19 protein-coding genes are annotated in these 19,771 nt (G+C 71.1%); 11 read left to right on the top strand and 8 right to left on the bottom strand.

The window, feature by feature from the left end; all coding sequences use genetic code 11:
- Positions 1-118: 118 nt before the first annotated feature.
- Genes MFF58_RS02275 through MFF58_RS02285 form a run of 3 tightly spaced genes read right to left on the bottom strand, consistent with a single transcriptional unit; the run spans position 119 to position 2,627 of the window.
- Complete coding sequence (locus MFF58_RS02275; protein WP_238285014.1) at positions 119-1,135, bottom strand: 5-oxoprolinase subunit C family protein; 1,017 nt, start codon at positions 1,133-1,135, stop codon at positions 119-121.
- Positions 1,132-1,869: a 5-oxoprolinase subunit B family protein gene (locus MFF58_RS02280; RefSeq protein WP_238285016.1), complete on the bottom strand. Its 738-nt coding sequence runs from the start codon at positions 1,867-1,869 to the stop codon at positions 1,132-1,134. The genes MFF58_RS02275 and MFF58_RS02280 overlap by 4 nt, the downstream gene beginning before the upstream one ends.
- Positions 1,866-2,627: a 5-oxoprolinase subunit PxpA gene (locus tag MFF58_RS02285; RefSeq protein ID WP_238285017.1), complete on the bottom strand. Its 762-nt coding sequence runs from the start codon at positions 2,625-2,627 to the stop codon at positions 1,866-1,868. Before MFF58_RS02285 ends, MFF58_RS02280 begins: the two co-directional genes overlap by 4 nt.
- A 311-nt stretch (positions 2,628-2,938) precedes the next feature.
- On the opposite strand from MFF58_RS02285, the gene MFF58_RS02290 reads away from it, so the two are divergent.
- The 3 genes from MFF58_RS02290 to MFF58_RS02300 all read left to right on the top strand — a co-directional run bounded on the left by MFF58_RS02290 (position 2,939) and on the right by MFF58_RS02300 (position 7,905).
- Positions 2,939-3,334, top strand: a complete 396-nt coding sequence (locus MFF58_RS02290) for an exopolysaccharide production protein YjbE (protein WP_238285018.1) — start codon at positions 2,939-2,941, stop codon at positions 3,332-3,334.
- Positions 3,335-3,638: 304 nt separating this feature from the next.
- On the top strand, positions 3,639-4,748 hold the full coding sequence (locus tag MFF58_RS02295) for an efflux RND transporter periplasmic adaptor subunit (protein ID WP_238285019.1): 1,110 nt from the start codon (positions 3,639-3,641) through the stop codon (positions 4,746-4,748).
- Entirely contained in the window at positions 4,741-7,905 is a 3,165-nt protein-coding gene (locus MFF58_RS02300) for an efflux RND transporter permease subunit (protein WP_238285020.1), read from the top strand. Before MFF58_RS02295 ends, MFF58_RS02300 begins: the two co-directional genes overlap by 8 nt.
- A 251-nt stretch (positions 7,906-8,156) precedes the next feature.
- On the opposite strand, the gene MFF58_RS02305 is transcribed toward MFF58_RS02300, so the two are convergent.
- The 4 genes from MFF58_RS02305 to MFF58_RS02320 all read right to left on the bottom strand — a co-directional run bounded on the left by MFF58_RS02305 (position 8,157) and on the right by MFF58_RS02320 (position 11,164).
- Positions 8,157-8,447 (bottom strand): type 2 periplasmic-binding domain-containing protein, encoded by a 291-nt coding sequence (locus MFF58_RS02305; RefSeq protein WP_238285021.1) that lies wholly within the window; start codon positions 8,445-8,447, stop codon positions 8,157-8,159.
- A gap of 91 nt (positions 8,448-8,538) precedes the next feature.
- On the bottom strand, positions 8,539-9,321 hold the full coding sequence (locus MFF58_RS02310) for an ABC transporter ATP-binding protein (RefSeq protein ID WP_238285023.1): 783 nt from the start codon (positions 9,319-9,321) through the stop codon (positions 8,539-8,541).
- A 74-nt stretch (positions 9,322-9,395) separates the two neighbouring features.
- Complete coding sequence (locus MFF58_RS02315; RefSeq protein ID WP_238285024.1) at positions 9,396-10,184, bottom strand: ABC transporter permease; 789 nt, start codon at positions 10,182-10,184, stop codon at positions 9,396-9,398.
- The gene (locus tag MFF58_RS02320) at positions 10,184-11,164 is read right to left on the bottom strand and encodes an aliphatic sulfonate ABC transporter substrate-binding protein (RefSeq protein ID WP_238285025.1); all 981 of its coding nucleotides are present in this window, start codon (positions 11,162-11,164) and stop codon (positions 10,184-10,186) included. Before MFF58_RS02320 ends, MFF58_RS02315 begins: the two co-directional genes overlap by 1 nt.
- 924 nt (positions 11,165-12,088) lie before the next feature.
- Here MFF58_RS02320 and MFF58_RS02325 point away from each other — a divergent pair.
- The 6 genes from MFF58_RS02325 to MFF58_RS02350 all read left to right on the top strand — a co-directional run bounded on the left by MFF58_RS02325 (position 12,089) and on the right by MFF58_RS02350 (position 16,706).
- Complete coding sequence (locus tag MFF58_RS02325) at positions 12,089-12,487, top strand: hypothetical protein (protein ID WP_238285027.1); 399 nt, start codon at positions 12,089-12,091, stop codon at positions 12,485-12,487.
- A 536-nt stretch (positions 12,488-13,023) separates the two neighbouring features.
- Positions 13,024-13,698, top strand: a complete 675-nt coding sequence (locus MFF58_RS02330; protein WP_238285028.1) for a cell division protein DivIVA — start codon at positions 13,024-13,026, stop codon at positions 13,696-13,698.
- A 51-nt stretch (positions 13,699-13,749) separates the two neighbouring features.
- Positions 13,750-14,259, top strand: a complete 510-nt coding sequence (locus MFF58_RS02335; RefSeq protein WP_238285029.1) for a hypothetical protein — start codon at positions 13,750-13,752, stop codon at positions 14,257-14,259.
- Between the two features lie 40 nt (positions 14,260-14,299).
- Positions 14,300-14,848 carry a hypothetical protein gene (locus MFF58_RS02340; protein ID WP_238285030.1) on the top strand — a complete coding sequence of 183 codons (549 nt, stop codon included), beginning with the start codon at positions 14,300-14,302 and terminating at the stop codon, positions 14,846-14,848.
- 33 nt (positions 14,849-14,881) lie between these two features.
- On the top strand, positions 14,882-15,097 hold the full coding sequence (locus MFF58_RS02345; protein ID WP_238285031.1) for a hypothetical protein: 216 nt from the start codon (positions 14,882-14,884) through the stop codon (positions 15,095-15,097).
- Positions 15,098-15,365: 268 nt separating this feature from the next.
- Positions 15,366-16,706: an LLM class flavin-dependent oxidoreductase gene (locus MFF58_RS02350; protein WP_238285032.1), complete on the top strand. Its 1,341-nt coding sequence runs from the start codon at positions 15,366-15,368 to the stop codon at positions 16,704-16,706.
- 96 nt (positions 16,707-16,802) lie between these two features.
- On the opposite strand, the gene MFF58_RS02355 is transcribed toward MFF58_RS02350, so the two are convergent.
- Entirely contained in the window at positions 16,803-17,132 is a 330-nt protein-coding gene (locus MFF58_RS02355; RefSeq protein ID WP_238285033.1) for an ArsR/SmtB family transcription factor, read from the bottom strand.
- Positions 17,133-17,239: 107 nt separating this feature from the next.
- Here MFF58_RS02355 and MFF58_RS02360 point away from each other — a divergent pair, with 107 nt between their 5' ends.
- Together MFF58_RS02360 and MFF58_RS02365 are read left to right on the top strand one after the other, a co-directional pair.
- On the top strand, positions 17,240-17,986 hold the full coding sequence (locus MFF58_RS02360) for a glucose 1-dehydrogenase (RefSeq protein ID WP_238285034.1): 747 nt from the start codon (positions 17,240-17,242) through the stop codon (positions 17,984-17,986).
- A 636-nt stretch (positions 17,987-18,622) separates the two neighbouring features.
- Positions 18,623-19,762 (top strand): helix-turn-helix transcriptional regulator, encoded by a 1,140-nt coding sequence (locus tag MFF58_RS02365; RefSeq protein ID WP_238285035.1) that lies wholly within the window; start codon positions 18,623-18,625, stop codon positions 19,760-19,762.
- The last annotated feature ends 9 nt before the right edge of the window (positions 19,763-19,771 follow it).

A 19,771-nucleotide genomic window follows, 5' to 3' on the forward strand; every position in this document is an offset into this window, starting at 1 on the left:
CGGCGTTGGCGACCACGCCGCCGTTCCGGAGCGCCGGCGGCGGATCCCCACCCCCGCTCGCCCGCCTCCCGTCATGGCGGGCTCGCGAGGGCGGCGGGCCGAGCGGCCCCCGCGTGGGTCAGCCAGCGCCATCGGTGACGCCGCCGACGAGGTTGAGCCCGAGCAGGAAGTCCGACGCGAAATCGGTACGCACCACCGGCTCGCGGGCGACCGGCTCGCGGACCGCATCGCGCTCGATCCGGCGCGCGGCGACGGCTTCCGCCACCGTGACCTTCTGGAACGTGAGGCTGGTTCCGCCGCGCAGTTGGGCGATCCGGCCGATGTCGGGGCCGATCACGGTGGCGATCTTCGGGTAGCCGCCCGTGGATTGCCGGTCGGCCATCAGCACGATCGGCAGGCCGTTCCCCGGCACCTGGATCGCCCCCATCGCCACGCCATCGGAGACGATGTCGTGGCCGCGGGCGTGCTTCAGCGGCTCCCCGTCGAGGAAGCACGCCATCCGGTCACCCCGCGGCAAGACGGTCCAGGGGCCGTCGAGGAAGGCGGCGATCTGATCGGGGGCGAAGTAGTCGTCCTGCGGTCCCGGTACGACCCGGATCGTCCGCGCGTTCCGCGCCAGCCACGGGACGACGAGCCGGTGGGGCGCGCCGTCCCCCGCGCGGCCATCGGCCACCGGCAGGCGGTCGCCGGCGGCGAGGCCGCGACCGTCGAAACCGCCCAGCGCGGAGCGGGTGTGGGTAGCGTTGGATCCGAGGACCGGCGCGACATCCAGCCGGCCGCTCACCGCGAGGTAGCCCCACGACCCCGCATCGCCGGCCCGCACCGCGAGGATCTGGCCGGGCTCCAGGGTGAGGGCGACCGCCTCGGGCAGCGCCGCGCCGTCCAGCGCGACGCGGAAGCCCGGCGCGAGCAGGGCGAGCCCCAGGGGTCCGCCCGCGGCACCCACCGTGATGCCGCCGGTCGAGACCTCGATCGCGGTGGCGTCGAGGGGATTGCCGGCCGCGCGATTGGCGCTGGCGTGCATCAGCGGATCCATCGGCCCGGCGGCCGTGATGCCGAAGCGCAGATAGCCGTGCCGCCCGCCATCCTGAAGCGTGACGCCCGGCCCGGCGGCCTCGATCGCGAGGATACTCATCGGCGGGCCTCCCCGCGGCGCGCCACCGCCTCGCCCGCCGCCTCGCGCGCGGTCAGCGCGTCGAAGGTCGCCGCATCGACGGGCTCGAAGCGGATCTGGTCCCCCGCGCCCACGAAGAAGCTCGGGTCGCGTTCCGGCGCGTAGAGGCGGGCCGGCGTGGCGCCGAGCACGTACCAGCCGGTCGGCATCGGCACGGTCGCGACTGCGGCGAGGCCGCCGCCGATCATCACGGCGTTTCGTGGATGGGGCGGCCGCGGGCTCTGCCGCCGGGGCACCGCCAGTACGTCCGCCAGGCCGCCGAGATAGGCGAAGCCCGGGGCGAAACCGTACATGTAGACCCGGTAGGTCGCCCCCGCGTGGGTGGAGACCACCGCGTCGGGCGACAGGCCCGCCCGCTGGGCGACCTGAACGATGTCCTCGCCGTGCGGGGCGTCGTAGCAACAGGGCAGCGTCCACAGCGTCGGGGTGGCTGCCCGCGCCGTGGCGCCCGCCGCGAGCGACCGGACCCGGGCCACGAGGGTCTCGCGGTCGAGCACCAGCGGGTCGTAGTGCAGCATCAGGGACCGGTAGGTCGGCACCCGCTCCAGCAGACCCGCGAGGGGGGCGGCGCCGAGGGCGTCGTCGAGCGCGAGGACACGGTCGCTGATCGCGGGATCGACCGTGGTGCCGAACTCGACCACCAGGGCCGCCTCGCCGGCATCGAGGAGCCGGGGTTCATCCGGGACGTCGCTCACGGCCGGAACGGCGCCAGCGTGACGCCCGCCCCCTCCAGCCGGGTGCGTACGGCGCGGGCGGTGGCCACGGCATGGGCCGAATCCCCGTGCACGCAGATCGACCGGATCGGCGTCGGAAGGGCGCTGCCCCCGGCCGTTCGGATCGTCCCCGTCTCGACCATGTGCAGGACGCGGTCGGCGGCCTCGCCCGCGTCGGTGATCATCGCACCGGGCTGGCTGCGCGGGATCAGGAGGCCGGCCTCCGTGTAGCCGCGGTCGGCGAAGATCTCCTGGTGCACTTCCAGGCCGCAGGCCTCACCCGCCTGGACCTGCGCGGTGAGCGCGATGGCGAGCAGCGCGAGGTCGCGATCCACCGCCCGGACCGCCCGCGCGATGGCGTCGGCCACCGGCCGTTCCTCGGCGGCGACGTTGGCCAGCGCCCCGTGCGCCTTCACGTAGGTGATGCGGTGTCCGGCATAGCACGCCAGCGCCTGCGCGGCGCCGACCTGATAGGCCACGAGGCGCTCGATCTCGGCCGGCGTGAACGGCATGCGGCGGCGGCCGAAGCCCCACAGGTCCGGGAAGCCCGGATGGGCGCCCACCGCGACGCCGCGCTCCTTCGCCAGCGCGAAGGTCTGCGCCATGATCTCGGGATCGCCCGCGTGCAGGCCGCAGGCCACGTTGGCGGAGGTCACGATCCCGAGGATCGCCGCGTCGTCCCCGCAGGCATAGGCACCGTAGCCCTCACCGAGATCGGAGTTCAGATCCACGCTGATCAACGGTCTCGCTCCTTCGCCGCCGGGTCCGGACCTGTCGCCTCGGCATGCCGCACGGCCAGGTCTGCGCTCATTCAACACCCTCTCTTACCAGAAGTCGCACGTGCGCCTCCATGGCGGCGCGGCCGATCCGACGTCCGGGCGGCTCCGACCGCAAGACCCGGACCCGGCGCCGGCGCGTCGGCTTCGAGCTGCTGTCATCGCGCGCCGCTGCAGCGCAGGGCGGGGGTCAGCCCGTTCAAAGTTCCACTTTTCAAGGAACTCTCAGGTCGATCCGGCACTTAAACTCATGCAAAAATATGGAGGAGCAATTGATGAAGGTCTCTCATCTGGCAAGCGCGCTTGCGCTGTTGGCGTTTACTGCCGGTCCCGTGCTCGCCGCGCCCTGCAGCACCGGCACCACGAAGGCCAAGAGCCCGGATCAGCAGGCGTCCAATTCCAGCAGCTCCGATGTCGACAAGTCCAGCAAGAACCTTGCCGGCGGCCAGCAGCCGGCCTCGCCCGGAACGGTCGGCGCCATGAACAACGCTGGCGCCACGCAGACCGCCCCCGCGCAGGCACAGGCGAATACGGGCGGGAAGTCGAATTCGACCGATCCGGCCGCGGCGAACCTCGCCGGCGGACAGCAGCCGGCTTCGCCGGGCACCGTCGGGGCGATGAACAAGGCGGCGGCCGATCGGCAGACGGCTCCGGCCGACGACAACTGCTGATCCACGACTTCCGTCGAAACGTCCTGCGCAAGCCCGCCTCGGTTCCGAGGCGGGCTTGCTTGCATGTGGATACCGGTGGTTGCGCGACGGGACGCGCGAACCGGCGTGGTCCCACGCCCCGGATCGGTGTTTAAGCCTCGCGACGGCGTCGTTGGCGCGGCTTTCCGCGATGGCCGCCATCATCGGAGCCGGAGGATGCGGAGGGGTACGACGGGATTGGCTGGAACCGACATCACTGTACTTATCCAGGCAAATTTGGCAAACAAGACCGGGTAAATTCGGCAATCACTGGGGAGGTGGGGACGTGGGTCAGCGGCGTACGCTCCTGCTGATCGGGGGGTTGCTGCTCGCCGCCGGGGCCGCTGTTCTCACCGAGCCCGGCGAGCGTCTCCGCGCCCGCGCCGCCCCGATCCTGTCGGAAATCGGCGCACGTCTCGAGCCGCTGATCCCGACACTGCGCAGTGGCCCGACCGCGGATGCGCGGCTCCCGACGCCGCGCACGGCGATCGAGGACGGGCGCACCTTGGTCCGGCTGTCGGCGCTCGAACGGCAGCGCATCGGCCTCGTCGCCGAAGCGCGACCGTCCGTACCGCACCAGCAGGAGCTGACCGCTTACGGAAGCGTCCTCGATCTCGCCCGGATCACCGAGCTCACCAACAGCTACGCGGGCGCCGTCGCGTCGCTTCAGACGGCCCAGGCGCGGGTCGAGGTCTCGGGCAGCGCCGCCCGGCGCGCGCGCAGCCTCGGCGCGGGGATCGTGGCGGTCGCCCAGATCGAGACAGCCGAAGGCACCCTCCTGACCGACCGCGCCGCCGTGACCACGGCCGAATCGCAGGTGCGGACCCTCGCGGCCACGGCGCGACAGGAATGGGGCTCGGTGCTCGGCAAGGCGATCATCGATCGTTCACCCCTCGTCACGCGGCTGATCGAGCGCGCGGACTTCTTGGTTCAGGTGACGCTGCCGCCGGGCGAGAGCCTTCCGGTGCCCCCGCAGGCGGCCTACGCCGAGGTTCCGCCGCAGAGCGAGCGCGTCCCCCTGCGGCTGGTCTCGGCGGCGACCCGCACCGATCCACGCATCCAGGGGCAGAGCTTCTTCTACTTGGTGTCGGGCGACAGCGGCCTGTTGCCGGGCACCAGCACGATGGCGTTCCTGGCGGCGCCGCAGACGATTCGGGGCGTCCTCGTGCCCGAGGATGCCGTCGTGCACGGCGAGGGGGGCACCTGGGTCTATCGGGGCACCGGCGACGGTGCCTTCGTGCGGCATCCGGTCCGTGCCGATGCGCCGATGTCGGCCGACGCCTTCGTGGTCGAGGATCTGCCGGATGGCGGGGAGATCGTGCTGCGGGGTGGGCAGGCATTGCTCTCCGAGGAGATGAAGAGCCGGATCCGCGTCGTGGGCGACGACGATGACTGAGCCGCCGGGTGCTGCCGGCCGCGGCGGTCCCCAGGCGGCCCTCGTCGGTTTCGCCGTGCGGCTCCCTCGGGTGGTCCTGGCTCTGGCCTGTGCCGTGCTCGTCTTCGGCCTCTACGCGCTCGCGGCAGCGCGCTACGACGTCTTTCCGGAATTCGCCCCTCCGATCGTGACGATCCAGACCGAGGCGCCGGGCCTCGACTCGGAGCAGGTCGAGGTGTTGGTCACCCAGCCCGTCGAGGTCGCGGTCGGCGGCCTTCCGGGGCTCGAGACCCTGCGCTCCACCTCCATCCAGGGCCTGTCGGTGATCACCGCCGCCTTCAAGTCCGGCAGCGACGTCGATCGGGTCCGCCAGCGCGTCAACGAGCGTCTGGCGGCTCTGTCCGGCCGAATGCCGGACGGGGTTGCGACGCCGGCGATGACCCCGCTCACCTCCTCGACCCTCACGGTGCTCCTCGTCGGGTTGACCGCGGAGGCCCGCGACGGCATGGACCTGCGCCACGTGGCCGAATGGACCGTACGGCGGCGCCTTCAGGCCGTGCCGGGCATAGCGCAGGTGTCGATCTACGGCGGGGCGGTGCGGGCGCTGCAGGTCCAGGTCCGGCCGGACGACCTGATCCGTTTCCAGATCGGCCTCAACGACGTGCTGACGGCCGCCCGGAAAGCAACCGGCGTGCGGGGCGCCGGCTTCGTCGACACCCCGAACCAGCGCGTGCTGCTGCGGAGCGAGGGCCAGTCGCTCACCCCGGAGGCCCTGGGCCGCACGGTGCTCCACAACGACGGGGGGGCGAGCGTCGTGCTCTCGGACGTGGCGAATGTCACGGCCGCCCCCGAACCCGCGATCAGCGCGGCGCTCGTCGACGGGAAGCCCGGCGTGCTGCTCATGGTTGGCGCCCAGGTCGGCGTCGACACGCGGGCCGTGACGGCGCGGCTGGAAGCCGCCCTCGACGAGTTGCGGCCGGTCCTGAACCGGGAGGGCGTGTCCCTGCGCGCAGACCTGTTCCGGCCGGCGAACTTCGTGGATGTCGCCACCGGGAACGTCCTCCAGGCCCTGGCTTTCGGCGGCGTCCTGGTGGTGATCGTGCTGTTCGTCTTCCTGGCGGATTGGCGGGCCGCGCTGATCAGCGCGGCGGCGATCCCCCTCTCGTTGGTCGCTGCCGCGCTCGCGCTCCAGGCCTGGGGCGAGAGCCTCAACACGATGACGCTGGGCGGGCTGGCGCTGGCCATCGGCGAGGTGGTGGACGATGCGGTGATCGGCGTCGAGAACGTCTCCCGCCGCCTGCGGGCCGCGCGTGGCGAGCGACCGGCCCGCGTGGTGCTCGCCGCCATGCTGGAGGTGCGCACCTCGGTCGCCTACGCGACGCTCGCCGTGCTCCTGATGTTCCTGCCGGTGCTGGCGCTCACCGGGGTGGCGGGGCGCCTGTTCGGCCCCCTGGCGCTCGCCTACATCGCGGCGGTCGTGGCCTCGCTCCTCGTCGCGCTCACGGTCACGCCGGCCCTGGCGCTGCTCCTCCTGGGTGGCCGGATGGCGCGCGCCGAGGCCGCTCCGCCGCGCGAGCCGCCCGTGGTCCGCTGGAGCCGTGCCGCCTACCTCCGGCTGCTGGCCTGGATCGGCCGGGCCCCGCGCCTGGCGATGCTGGGAAGCCTGCTGCTGACCCTCGCGGGTGCCGCGATCCTCCCGACCCTCGGCGCGGTGTTCCTGCCCGACCTGAAGGAGGGCCACTTGATCCTCCACATGGTGGCGATCCCCGGGACGTCGCTGCAGGAATCGCAGCGGCTCGGCACGCTGATCACCGGCGACCTGAAGGGCATTCCGGGCGTTCGCGCCGTGGCCGCACAGATCGGTCGCGCCGAGGCCGCCGAGGATACGGCGGGTCCCCATTACAGCGAGATCCACATCGACCTGCAGCCCGGCCTCGACGGCGCGGCCCAGCGATCCGTCGAGGCGGCGATCCGCGACCTGATCGCCGGGTTTCCCGGTGCCGCCTTCTCGCTCAAGACCTTCCTGACCGAGCGGATCGAGGAGACGGTGTCGGGCTTCACGGCGCCCGTCGTGGTCAACGTGGTCGGCAGCGACCTGGACCGCATCGAGGCCGCCGCCCGCTCGGTCGCCCGCGAACTCGCGGAGGTGAAGGGCGCCCGCGACGTGCAGCAGGCGTCCCCGGCCGGATTGCCGCAGGTCACCGTGGCGCTCCGCCCGGTGGATCTGCGCCACTGGGGTCTCGATCCGGTCGAGGTGCTGGAGGCGGTGCGCACCGCCTACCAGGGCGACGTCGTCGGCCAGACCTATCGCGGCAACGCGGTGTTCAACGTGCTGGTGATCCTCGACGCGGCAGTGCGGAGTCGACTCAGCGCGGTGGGTGACCTGCCCCTGCGGGCGACAGGCGGTCGCTACGTCCGCCTGTCGCAGGTGGCCGACGTCTACGAAAGCGCGGGCCGCTATCAGGTGCAGCATCTCGGTGCGCAGCGGGTGCAGGCCGTGACCGCCAACGTCGCCGGACGGGACATGGCGGGATTCGTGGCGGCGGCCAAGCGCAAGATCGCCAAGGAGGTGCGGCTGCCCGAGGGTGTCTACGTGACCTTCTCGGGGGCCGCGGAGGCGCAGGAGGCGGCCCGGCGCGACCTGCTGATCCACGCCGGTCTCGCCGGTTTCGGCATCGTGGTTCTGCTCGCCATCGTCACCGGTTCGGCGGCGAACCTGATGCTGGTCCTGGTCAATCTGCCCTTCGCCTTCGTGGGTGGGGTCGCCGCGGCGGCGCTCACCGGGGGCTTGCTCTCGCTCGGCTCCCTCGTCGGTTTCGTCACCCTCGCGGGCATCTCGCTGCGCAACAGCGTGATGATGATCGCCCATTACGAGCAGATGGTGACGCGGGATAAGCTCCCGTGGGACGCCGCGACCGCGGCCGCGGGCGCCGCCGACCGGATGGTACCGATCCTCATGACCTCGCTGGTCACCGGTCTCGGCCTGCTGCCGCTGGCCCTCGGGGCCGGGGAGCCCGGCCGCGAGATCGAGGGCCCGATGGCGCTGATCATCCTGGGCGGCCTCGTCACCTCGACGGTGCTCACCCTCCTGATCCTGCCGGTGCTGGCCTTGCGCTTCGCCCGGTTCCGGATGGAGGAGCCCGGGGAGGCGATGATCGCGCCCGCCCTCCGGTCCTGACATCGCTCCGCCTGCCGGTGGCTGCCAAGCCCGAGGGGGGCTGACGACGGGGCGGGGCAGCAGCCCCGGCGCGGAACGCGTCGGCGATCTTGTCCTGCTCGGACGGTCCGGCGCGATGTCCTCGAAGGTCAGACCGGCCTTCGCGGGGCGGTGACGAGCGGGTCCTGGCTGCCGCCCGCGGTCACCGCGAGCCGCTTCCCCCGCAACCCGGCCACCGACGTCGCAGCCGCGTCCGCAGCCACCAGGAACGTCTACGCCCCGGGGGAGGGCGCCTCCCGGGCGATATGGGTGATCCCAGCGCCGGAGGCCTGCGCGTGGATCGGGTCCGTGTCGGCGCGGTCGGCCGAAAGGGCGATCGGTCCGGTGTTCCGTGCCTCCTTGACCGGCACTCCGCGGGTGAACCCAGGCCGGGACTGGCCGGTGCCGAGGGGTGTGAGGTCCCGCTCCCGGCAGCCGTCCCGGAGCAGCGGCGCGATCAGCGTCGAGGAGCACTGCCAGCCGATGCGCGAGGGGCCGGTGCGGGCGCGGCGCGACCCCGTCACGCGAGACGGAAGGCCGACCGGCCGGCGATCGGGATTCGGCGGAGACGGGCAGCGGGATCATTCGTCGAGGCGGGCCGGGACGGGGCCGCAGCTACCACCAGCTGGCGCGGGTTTCCGGGGCAGGGGGGCGGTTCGCCGCGGCCGGACGGAGGGAATGATCGAGGGCCGCTAAAACCCTGCGCACCGCCTCCTCGTAGGTCGCCGCCACGGGGTCGCGCGGGCGGGCGAGCCCGATCGCGACGGTCTCGTCGAGGCGTCCCGGCCGCGGGCGCATCACCACAACCCGGTCGGCGAGCGTCACCGCCTCCCCGACATCGTGCGTGACGATGACGATCGTCGGCTTCGACTCGGCCCAGAGGTCCAGGAGCTGGTCGTGAAGCCCCTTCCGGGTGAAGGCATCCAGGGCTGAGAACGGCTCGTCGAGGAGCAGCACCCTCGGCTGCGCGACGAAGGCTCGGGCGATGGCGACACGCTGCTGCTGGCCCCCCGAGAGTTCGCGCGGCCAGCGCCCACCGTGCTCGGCCAGCCCGATCCGCTCCAGCGCGTGGGTGACGCGGGCCCGGCGCTCGGAGCGGCCGAGGCCGGAGAGCCCGAAGCCGACATTGTCGGCGACGTTGAGCCAGGGGAGGAGCCGCGGCTCCTGGAAGACCACCCCGACGCTCGGATGGGGCTCGGCGATCGTCTCGCCGTCGACCTGCACGAAGCCGCGGCTGGCTTGGTCGAGCCCCGCGATCAACCGGAGCAGCGTCGTCTTCCCACAGCCGGAGCCGCCGATCAGCGCGACGATCTCCCCCTGCTTCACAGACAGGCCGATGGCCTCGAGCGCCCGCGTGCCGTCCGCGTAGGTCTTGGAGAGATCGTCGATGACGAGCACGGGCGTCCCTTGTCCGGGCCTGGCGCGGGTGCCGGTGCGCGACCCGGCTGTCCCGGCGGAGCGGGATCCGGCGGTCACAGGCTGTCCCGCGCGGTATCCTGCCAGCGCGTCAAGGGCAACGTCAGCGTCACGAGGGCCATGTCGGCGAGCTTGCCGACCAACGCGAAGGCGATGATCGCCGCCACGATCTGATCGGGCTTGCTGAACTGCTGGCCGTCGACCAGCAGGTAGCCGAGGCCCTCGGAGGCGCCCATCAGCTCCGCCGCCACGACGAACAGGAAGCCGAGGCCCAGACCGGTGCGCAGGCCGACCAGCGTGGCCGGCAGCACCGCCGGCAGCAGGATCCGGCGGGCCAGCGCCGGCCGCGACAGCCGGAAGATCCGCCCGACCTCGACGAGCTTCCGGTCCACCGAGGCGATCGCTCCGGAAACCCCGACATAGACCGGGAAGAAGACGCCCACGGCGATCAGCAGGACCTTCGGCGTCTCCAGGATGCCGAACCACAGGATGAAGAGGGGCACCCAGGCGAGCGACGGGACGGCGCGGAGCGCCTGCAGGCTCGGGTCGACGAGCCAGCGCAGCACCGGGATCGTGGCCACCAGGGCGCCGGCCAGGATCCCGGCCGCCGCCCCGAACAGGAAGCCGAGCCCGACGCGGATCAGGGTCGCCTCCACGTGCATCCACAGGTCACCCGACGCCGCCAACTCCCACAGGGTGGCGCCGATGCGGCTGGGCGGCGGAAGCAGGCGCCCGGACGCGAGGCCGGTCGCGACCGCGATCTCCCAGCCGATCGCCAGGAGCAGCGGCAGAAGCAGGCCGAGACCGGCGCGGCCGCCCCGCCGCAGCAGCGGAACGCCCCCCATCACCGCCCGGCGGCGGGATTGAAGGTCGGATCGAGCAGGCTTTCGACCGCGGCCGCCACATCGGTCCCGGCGGGGATCACGCCGGCCTGCTGCAGGGCCAAGCCGGCCGCCTTGATCGAGTCGGTCTGTGCCGGGCCGATCGCGGGCTGCGACAGGTCGGTGCGCTCGATCTGACGGGCGATCACGGGCGCCGGCAGCTTGGTGGCCGCCACGAGGGCGGCCGAGAGCGCCTGCGGGTTGGCGAGCGCGTAGGCCCGCGCCTTCTCGTAGGCGGCGATCACCGTCCGGACGAGCTCTGGATGGGCCTTGGCGAACTCCTCGCGCACGTCGAGCAGCCCCCAGGTGTTCGCCGCGGCGTCGCGGTAGAACAGGACATCGCCGTTCTCGATCTCGGCCGCGGCCATCATCGGGTCGAGCCCCGCCCAGGCGTCGACGTCACCCCGGTCGAGGGCCGTGCGCCCGTCCGCATGCTGGAGCAGGACGAGCTTCGCGTCGCGCTCAGTGAGACCGGCGCTCTGGAGCGCGCGGATCAGGAAGATGTGAGGGTCGGTGCCGCGGGTGACCGCGACCCGCTTGCCCTTGAGGTCCGCCGGCTTAGTGATGCCGGTCTCCTTGCGGGTGACGAGCGCCGTCCATTCCGGACGCGAGTAGGCGTAGATCGCCTTGATCGGGTTGCCGTTGATCCGCGCCACCAGCGCCGCCGCGCCCGCAGCCGATCCGAAATCGATTGCGCCGGCATTCAGGAACTCCAGCGCTTTGTTGGAGCCGAGCGACTGCACCCAGCGGACCTTGATGCCGCGGGATGCGAGTGCCTCCTCGAGGAAGCCCTTCTCCTTCAGGAGCAGGCCCACCGGATTGTAGGTCGCCCAATCCAGGCGGATCTCCTTCGGGTCCTCGGCGCGCGCCTCCCGTCCCGGCAGGATGCCGAGGCAGGCCAGGACGAGGCCGGCGGCCAGCAGGGATCGGCGGGTCGAGAACATGGGCGGGACCTTTTGGCGTGAGACTGGGGTCTGGGCGTCCGGCGTTCCGGAGCGGACGGGCGGCGCCGCGATCGGCGCGATCAACCTGTCGGGTATCCCGGGGGCCGATCAGCGGTGCTGGATCACGCGACGCGTACAGGGAGGCGCTGAGGCGCCGCTGTGCTCCAGCCGGCTCCACCGGACGGTCATACTGCGCCTCCGAGCGGTGACGACGCGCGAGATCGCTCCGGGATCACGTCCGGACGGCTCATGCGTCTTCATCTTCGGCCCGAAACCCCGTTGCAGACAACGAACGCACCATCCTGTCCCGGTGATCGCGAGTCAACGAAAGCCCATTCTCTACTTCGACCCGAAAAGATAAGAATCTTCGGCGACGCGGCGAACGAGGGGACTCGTTCGCCGCACGGCCGCGGAACGCGCCGCAGACCGCTCTCCCAGGCCCGAGATCGGGCGTTCGCGCTGCGGCCGCCGCCGCGCGGACGCGGGACGAGCGCGGGCTGGGCGACACCGCGCCATCACCCTCGTGGCACCGGACTCGTCCCACGTCATCCGGATGCGTTGCTGCGAGGCCGACCTTGCGCCCCTGCGCGAGCCGCCCGACGCACCCTCCCTGTGACGGCCGCCGCTCCGGATCGTCATCCGGAGCGCCGGCCGCTCCGTTCTACGAGCTGCTCATCCTGGCCGCCGGCAGCCACCTGCAGCGGCCGCCCGTCCCGGCATCGCGCACGCCTTCGAAGCCGGCACTTACGACGGCGCGCGGGCTCTGGCAGCGCATCTCGATCGCCTCAGTCAGTCCGTATCGGAATCCGAGCCGCCGGGCCTCCGGACCGCGTTGGCCGTCGATGCCGGGCTCGCCGGCCTCGAACGCGCCTGCGTGAGGCCCGCACGCCTCGCCGCCGCGCGTGACGGGCCGGTACCGGGAGCGTGCGCACGCTCCGGATCGACCGCGCTGCCAAGATCGGCAACTTCCTGGGACAGGCCGCGCTGCCGTCGATCCGCGCGGCGTTCGCGGCGGCGGGGTGCACCTGCATCGCAGGCGCCAGCGTCGCCGCGGTCGATGCTGCCGGCGTAACGCTGGCGGACGGGAGGTGCGGTCCGGCGCGGACGATCGTCCGCGTGACCGGTATGCTGGCGAACCCGCTCGCGGCCCTGCTGGGGCTTCCCCTGGACACGCTCGTGCCCTCCGGAGCCGCCGCCAAGGCCACGAAGCGGGTGATCAATTGGTGCCGCCGCTATCCGCCCCGCGACCGCGATCCTGCGGCTAACCGTGCGGCGGCGGCACCAATACTTCACGCATCGCCCGCCACAGGCCGGCGGGGCTGATGGGCGCCACACCGGTTAACATTCTCGCTCCAGTCGACCGCGGAGCCGGAACGAGCGTTCGGAAGCCAAGACCTCACGGGGATTGCCAAGCCCGGCATCGCCGCCCGATTCCGGCGGCGGCACGCCCCGGGACCGGCGAGCGGTGCGGGCCGTATTCGGCTGCAATCGCCGGACGATAGCCGGCCGCTCGCCGTATTGATGGAGGTACCTGCAGGCCACGGCTTCTCGGACGAGGAAGCCCGGGTACGTTCTCGGTCTAAACGGCGACATCAAATCTTGATTTGTCTGGGGCAAGAGCTTCGCGCAATTTCTATTGCCCGCCCTCGATACGATGCGTGCCGCGGCCAGACGGCGGCGCGGTCGCATGAATTCAGAGTCGGCACGACTGTCCAGCGCAGTCCTGGGGCGGCTGAAAATTAATTCTGGTTAGGCAGAGCTTACGAAAAGCTAGCAACCCCGAAGCCGATTAACGATGCATTAACCATAGCCGTGTCTGCATGATGCCACGTTCGGCTCTCGGAAGGGCAGATTTCATCATGGTTGCGGCGCCCACAGCCTCGTGGTCTCATATCCTGACGCAGGTCGCGGAAAGTCTCGACCGCATCGTCGAGAAACCGTCAGCCGAGATCCTGAGGCTCAAACCCTCCTTCACCGGCGCCGAGGCGCCCGCTCTGCGCCTGGGGCAGCAGGTCGAGGACTCCAACGCGGCGCTTCTGCCGGACCCGGCCGTCAACGATGCCGAGCCGCCCGCCGGCGCTCACGACGCCGAGGACGAGGCGGTGTCGGACTGGATGAGCACCCTCGACATCATCAACGGCATGGTGGGGCTGGCCGACGAGCAGAAGCGGCGCCTGCGCTCCCAGAGCGCGACGCACGAGATGGCGCTCGAGACCCTGCAGCGCGAGCTGAAGGAGACGCAGCAGAGGCTCCAGCTGTCCGAAATGCGCGCCCACGAGATCCAGGCCCGCGCCGATATCCGCCTGCAGCGGATCCAGGCCGACGCGGATGCGCAGGTGGAAGAGATCCGTGCCGAGGCCGAGGCCCGGGTGCGGACGATCCAGGCCGAGGCTGAAGCCTGGGTCCGGGCTGCCGAGGAGCAGGTCCGGGTGGCCGATGTGAGAGCCGACACCGCCGAGAAGTGGCTGTCCCGGATCGACGCGGCGGCGAAGAACCTGCTGCTGGGGGGGCATATGAGCCAGGCCGAGGCCTGAGACGCTGCGGGTGCCGCAGCGCTTCCTCCGAGACGGGCTCCAGGATTGATGATGGAACACTCACGATGGACCACGGCTGACCAGCCGGCCGAACGCCAGGCGCATCTCGCGCCGGCCTCGGGGCCCGGCGGGCCCGCATCCCCCGCCAAGGTCGTCGTCCTGGCCTCGGTGCCCGCCGGTTCGCCCGCGGCACGTGGACCCGCCGCCGAGGCGGCCTCCGGCAAGTGGCCGGGCGTGCTGGAGCGGGTACGCGGTGCTGCCCAGTACATCCGGCACATCGAGGATCGCGCGCAGGACTACGAGGTCCGCGTGCACGAACTCCTGGAGCAGGTGCGCGCCGACATGCGGGACGCCGACGCCAAGGTCCGCGCCGCCGAGCAGCGCACCCGCGAGATCCAGGCCCGGGCCGACGCCCTCATCGGCGCCGCCGAGGAGCGGGCGCGCGTGGCCGAGGAGCGCGCCGGCTCCGCCGAGGAGTGGCTGCGCCGCATCTCGGATGCGATCGAGTCCGAATTCGTCGTCGAGCCGGCGCCGCTCAAGACCGGCACTCAGGACGCCTGACGCGACCGTCTCCGCACAGTGACAGGAAAAGGGACACGTGATGCCTGCGATGGACGAGGCTTTCTGGGCCACCCTCGATGCGCAGATCACCGCGCAGCGCCCGGAGGCCGAGGGGCGGATGCCGGTCGCTCCCGTCCGGCCGGCGCCGCAGGTCCCCGCCTTGAAATCCCCCCCCGCAGCGATGCCCACCGCCCCGTCACGCCGGCTGGCATCGGACTGGACCAGCGTGCTCGACACGCTCACCGCGGCCAAGAGTGCCGCTCAGCAGCAGGAGATGCGCCTGCGCGAGCAGGCCGCGGAGCAGGACGCCCTGCTTCAGGAACTGAAGCGCGCGCAGCAGGAAACACGCGCCTTCGAGGTTCTCCTGCGCGAGTGCCAGACACAGGCCGAGGCGAAGCTCAAGGACGTCCAGGCCCAGGCCGAGGCCCGCGTCCGGGATCTGCGAGCGGAGTCGGACGCGCAGCTTCAGGCCCTTGAGGCGCGGGCGCAGGCCGCAGAGCTGCGCGCGGAGGCTGCCGAAGAGTGGCTGCGCCGGATCGAGCAGGCGAGCCGCGACCTGCTGCCCGCCGCCGAACGGGCGGCAGCCTGATGGCGCTCGCAGCTGCCTCGACCGGATGAGCCCATGCGCGCGGCCGGCCCCCTCATCGCATCCCCGCGGATGCTTGTTCTGGCGGGACTGATCGCGCTGCTGCTCGGCGGTTGCGTTTCGACGCTGGATCATCCGGTCGAGCGGACCTTCGCCGAGCAGATCACGCAGTCCGAGTCCGTCCCGGCGCGCGCCGGTCCTGTCGAACCGCCGGACCAAGCCGAGTGGCGGCTGCGGCTCTCGTACCTGTAGTCATCCCCGGCCCGGCGGAACGGGCAGACTGGCTCGCACCGCCGCGCGGGAATGCGGCCCGCGAGGCACCGGACACGCCTCCCGGCTCCCAACGATGTCAGGCCCCTCCAGCGGGTGGCCCGCGTCGGCCTGCATCGTGGATCCGCTGTCACAGGGCTGGACGGAGCGCAGCTTCCCGCAGCTGACGGTTCGCCGCCGGGCGCCTGCTCCGCTAAGATCCGTGTTCCGCGCAGCCCGGACCGGGCTGGCCCCGGTATCAGTCGGATCGATGAGACAGGATCACCTGCGCCTCGGCGCGTTCTTCTACGCGACCGGCCACCACGTGGCGGGTTGGCGCCATCCCTCCAGCGAGGCGGATGGCGGCCTCGTCCTGGAACGCTACGTCGGCTGGGCGCGCCGCGCCGAGGCGGCGAAGTTCGACCTGATCTTCCTCGAGGACGGATCCGGCATCCGGGACCTAGACCTGCGGTCGAGCGAGCGGACCGCGCGCTCCACCCATTTCGAGCCGGTCACCCTGTTGTCGGCGCTCGCGGCTGTGACCAGCCGGATCGGGCTCGTGGCCACCACCTCCACGAGTTTCAACGAGCCCTTCAACGTCGCGCGTCGGTTCGCGTCGCTCGATCACCTCAGCGGCGGACGGGCCGGCTGGAACCTCGTTACCTCCGCGACGGATGCGGAGGCGGCCAATTTCGGCGGCGACCGGATCGCTGGCCACGGAGACCGCTACGAGCGCGCCCAAGAGTTCGTGGACGTAGTCCTCGGCCTCTGGAACACCTGGGACGACGATGCGGTGATCATCGACCGCGCCAGCGGACAGTTCTCGAAGCCCGACGGCTTCCGCCCGCTCGATCACAGCGGCAAGTATTTCGACGTCCGCGGACCGCTCAACATCTCGCGCACGCCGCAGGGCCAGCCCGTGCTGGTGCAGGCCGGATCCTCGGGGCCCGGCAAGGATCTGGCGGCGCGCACCGCCGAGATCGTCTTCACGGCGAACCAGACACTCGAGGAGGCGGTAGCGTTCTACGGTGACCTGAAGGCGCGGATGGCCAGCTTCGGCCGTTCGCCTGACGACCTGAAGGTGATGCCGGGTCTCTTCCCCGTGGTCGGGCGCAGCGAGGCGGAGGCGCGGGCCAAGTTCGAGGCCCTGCAGGATCTGATCGATCCCGTCGTCGGTCTCGCCCTGCTCGGCCGAATGATCGGCGGGCATGATCTGTCCGGCCACGATCCCGACGGGCCCGTGCCCGAGCTGCCCGAGACCGACGGCATCAAGTCCCGACAGCAATTGATGGTCGACCTCGCCCGTCGGGAAGGGCTGACACTGCGCCAGCTCTACCTGCGCATCGCGGGCGCGCGCGGCCACTCGCAGATCGTGGGCACGGTCGCCCAGATCGTCGACGAGATGGAGGAGCGTTTCCAGGCCGGGGGTGCGGACGGATTCAACATCATGCCGCCGACCCTGCCGGGCGGGCTCGACGATTTCATCGAGCTGGTGCTGCCCGAGCTGCGGCGGCGGGGTCTGTTCCGCACCGAGTACGAGGGCCGGACGCTGCGGGAGAACATCGGCTCGCGACCGCCCGCAGCGCCGCGCCCCGCAGGTGCCACGCGATAGGGCACGGAACCGCATTCGTTGACCTGCGTGCTGCCTCGCTCTTCGCCAGGAAAAAGGAGGCGTCACGCGGCGCGGGCCCGCGGTCTGAGGGCCCGGTCAGACGGATCGCGCCGCGTAGGCTGTCAGAATCGCGGCGAGAAGGCCCGGGAAGCGTCCGTCGATCTCGGCGCAGCGCGCGTGGTTGCGCATCTCCACGCCGTGGCGTTCGCACCGGATCAATCCGGCCTCGCGCAGCACCTTGAAGTGGCTGGACAGCGACGATTTCGGGATTACCCGGTCTCCGACCGCCGAGACCGTCGCGCAGGTCTCGACGCAGCCCGCCTGGGCGATCTTGGCGAAGATCGACGCCCGGTCGGGGTCGGAGAGCGCGTGAAGGATCGCCTCCGGCCGAACGTCGTCGATCGCGGGATGGAAGAGAGGCCTCATGATTCAACCATATGGGGCCTTGCGCTTCGTCCCGTTAGTTCTGAAATTCCGAACTATGGGACTAGCGAGGCCATCCCGGCACCGTCCCGTGGCGAAGGTTTACACACATGTCCAAGCTCGACGGCAAGGTCGCGGTGGTGACGGGCGCATCGAAGGGTATCGGCGCCGCCATCGCCAGAGCGTTGGCCAAGGATGGGGCGGCGGTCGTCGTGAACTACGCGTCGAGCCAGGCGGGGGCCGATGCCGTGGTGGCGGCGATCACCGCGGATGGCGGCAGGGCGATCGCCGTCCGGGCCGACGTGTCGAAGCGCGAGGAGGCTCAGGGTCTCGTCGACGCCGCGGTGAATGCGTTCGGGCGGCTCGACATCCTCGTCAACAATTCCGGCGTGTACGAGTTCGCCGCCCTCGCGGAGGTGACCGAGGAGCACTACCGCCGTCATTTCGACGTCAACGTGCTGGGCGTGCTCCTCGCGACGCAGGCGGCGTCGAAACACCTCGGAGAGGGTGGCAGCATCATCAACATTTCGTCGATCGCCGCGAGCATCCAGCCTCCGAACTCGGCCGTCTACAGCGGTACGAAGGGCGCCCTGAACGTGATCACCGGTGTGCTCGCGAACGAATTGGCGCCGCGCAAGATCCGCGTGAACGCGGTGAGCCCGGGTTTCGTGGTGACCGAGGGCACGCGTACCGCCGGCATCGCCGGATCGGAGATGGAAGCCGGCTTCGTCGCGCAGACACCGCTTGGCCGTGCCGGCCAGCCCGACGACATCGCCGGAGTGGTCGCGTTCCTCGCCTCCGACGATGCGCGCTGGGTGACCGGTGAGGAGATCAATGTCGGCGGCGGCGTCCGCTGACCTGAGGCGTCGCGTGCAGGCACAGCGGCGCCTGCGCGCCATCGGCGATTGAGACAACAACGCCGTGCGGACGCCGCGGCACGTGCCATTTGCTGAGAAAAGCCGTCATCCATTCGGATGAGGCGCCTGGATGTGCCAGCGGTTATTGAATACCCGACTCAGTCCGCAAGGCGCAAGGTTCGTCCATGCCCGAGATGCGACCGTGACAGTTTCCAGGATCGCACGCGCTGGCGGACGCCTCCGCGGCCGCATCGGAGAACACCCTGCTCGACGATGTCTCGCAGGCCAGCGGCAAGCGGCTCGGCGAGCGGTACCTCGACCGGCGGAAGGATCGCGATCGCCCGGTCTACAAGGCACGCCCCCTCGACGGGATCTGGGCGACAGGTCCCTTCAAGTCCGACACGACACGACCGGCCACTGCGAAACGCGGTCACGCGGCCACCACCAACGGGGCGGACCGGCTGGATGACGCGCAGCGGCGTCAGCTCCTCAGATATCTGCGGGCGCTCTGAGCTTTATTGGTTCCGCACAACAAATATTGGTAGTATCGATATTCGCTTGTCGTTTATTGATGATGCCAGCCGGGGGACGTTGCGCTAGGTTCCGTGAACCTGTCACTCACCGTGGAGTGTGGCTATGGAGGAACTTGAGGTCTATTCCCGACTGGTTGGGTCGATCTATGACCGGGTCGGGCAACCGGAAGAGTGGCCGGCTCTCCTGGAAGATCTCACGAGCTTCGTCGGCGGGCGGGTCGGTCAATTGGCGGTCTTCAGCCTCGACGGGACGCGCAAGCCGATGTGGGCCGTCTCCGGCTTCGACCGGTCGCAGTACCGGACGTTTCTCTACCGTCACGCCACCGAGGATCCGCGCCTCCCCTACATCCTCTCGAACCAGGGTAAGGTGATCCGCGCCGAGGAGGGGGTCGATGCGGCGCAGTTCCGCGAGACCGCCCTGTTCAAGGAGGTCGTGCGTCCCTTCGGAATCGAGCACAGCCTGGTCACCTATTTCGCCCGCGAGGCCGACGTCATGGCGACGCTCGCGGCCATGCGCGACGAGGAGGCTGGAGCCTTCCGGCCGGCGGAGGTGCGGCGCCTCGCGATGCTCGTGCCGCACCTGCGCCGCGCCTTCGAGTTCTACGCATTGATGCGTCAGGCCTCCGAACGGTCCTCCGACCTCGCCTCCGCCCTCGACCTGCTCGACGCGGCGGTGATCCTGACCGATTCCCGCCTGCGGGTGGCGCATGCGAACCGCGCCGCCGAGGAACTCGCGAAGGCCCGCACGGGCCTGTCCCTCGACAAGGGCAGTCTGGCCATCAAGGACAGCCAGTGTTCCCGCCGGATCGCACGGGCCGCGAGCGAAGCGCTCGCGGCGGCGAGCGGCGATGCCACGATCACGCAGGCCGAGCACATCGCGATCACCTGCGGCGAGAGTGGTATGCTCTACCGGGTGTCGCTGCACCCCCTCTCGCGGCGACCCGCCGGGACGGGGACGCGGGTCAAGGCCGAACTCGCGGTGGTGATCCGCAGCGGCGCGCCCAAGGCCCAGGAGAATTCAGCGACGCGCCTCCAGCGCCTGTTCGGCCTGACCAGCGCGGAGGCGATCCTCGCCAACGCGGTCGCGTCCGGGCGATCGCTGAACGCCCATGCCCAGGAGCGCGGGATCGCCATCTCGACGGTCCGAACGCAGCTGCGGTCGCTCTTCGCCAAGACGGAGACGCACCGGCAGGGCGAGCTCGTCGCGCGCCTGCGCGAGGGTCTGGACATATCCCTGCACTGACGATGCGCG

The organism is Methylobacterium longum (assembly GCF_022179385.1).
In the GTDB taxonomy this organism is placed as follows: domain Bacteria; phylum Pseudomonadota; class Alphaproteobacteria; order Rhizobiales; family Beijerinckiaceae; genus Methylobacterium; species Methylobacterium longum.

What these genes read in the sequence shown, in the direction of transcription:
- MFF58_RS02275 (WP_238285014.1), bottom strand. Translation starts at nt 1,135, where the DNA reads ATGAGTATCCTCGCGATCGAGGCCGCCGGGCCGGGCGTCACGCTTCAG.
- MFF58_RS02290 (WP_238285018.1), top strand. Translation starts at nt 2,939, where the DNA reads ATGAAGGTCTCTCATCTGGCAAGCGCGCTTGCGCTGTTGGCGTTTACT.
- MFF58_RS02300 (WP_238285020.1), top strand. Translation starts at nt 4,741, where the DNA reads ATGACTGAGCCGCCGGGTGCTGCCGGCCGCGGCGGTCCCCAGGCGGCC.
- MFF58_RS02315 (WP_238285024.1), bottom strand. Translation starts at nt 10,184, where the DNA reads ATGGGGGGCGTTCCGCTGCTGCGGCGGGGCGGCCGCGCCGGTCTCGGC.
- MFF58_RS02320 (WP_238285025.1), bottom strand. Translation starts at nt 11,164, where the DNA reads ATGTTCTCGACCCGCCGATCCCTGCTGGCCGCCGGCCTCGTCCTGGCC.
- MFF58_RS02330 (WP_238285028.1), top strand. Translation starts at nt 13,024, where the DNA reads ATGGTTGCGGCGCCCACAGCCTCGTGGTCTCATATCCTGACGCAGGTC.
- MFF58_RS02335 (WP_238285029.1), top strand. Translation starts at nt 13,750, where the DNA reads ATGGAACACTCACGATGGACCACGGCTGACCAGCCGGCCGAACGCCAG.
- MFF58_RS02340 (WP_238285030.1), top strand. Translation starts at nt 14,300, where the DNA reads ATGCCTGCGATGGACGAGGCTTTCTGGGCCACCCTCGATGCGCAGATC.
- MFF58_RS02345 (WP_238285031.1), top strand. Translation starts at nt 14,882, where the DNA reads ATGCGCGCGGCCGGCCCCCTCATCGCATCCCCGCGGATGCTTGTTCTG.
- MFF58_RS02350 (WP_238285032.1), top strand. Translation starts at nt 15,366, where the DNA reads ATGAGACAGGATCACCTGCGCCTCGGCGCGTTCTTCTACGCGACCGGC.
- MFF58_RS02355 (WP_238285033.1), bottom strand. Translation starts at nt 17,132, where the DNA reads ATGAGGCCTCTCTTCCATCCCGCGATCGACGACGTTCGGCCGGAGGCG.
- MFF58_RS02360 (WP_238285034.1), top strand. Translation starts at nt 17,240, where the DNA reads ATGTCCAAGCTCGACGGCAAGGTCGCGGTGGTGACGGGCGCATCGAAG.
- MFF58_RS02365 (WP_238285035.1), top strand. Translation starts at nt 18,623, where the DNA reads ATGGAGGAACTTGAGGTCTATTCCCGACTGGTTGGGTCGATCTATGAC.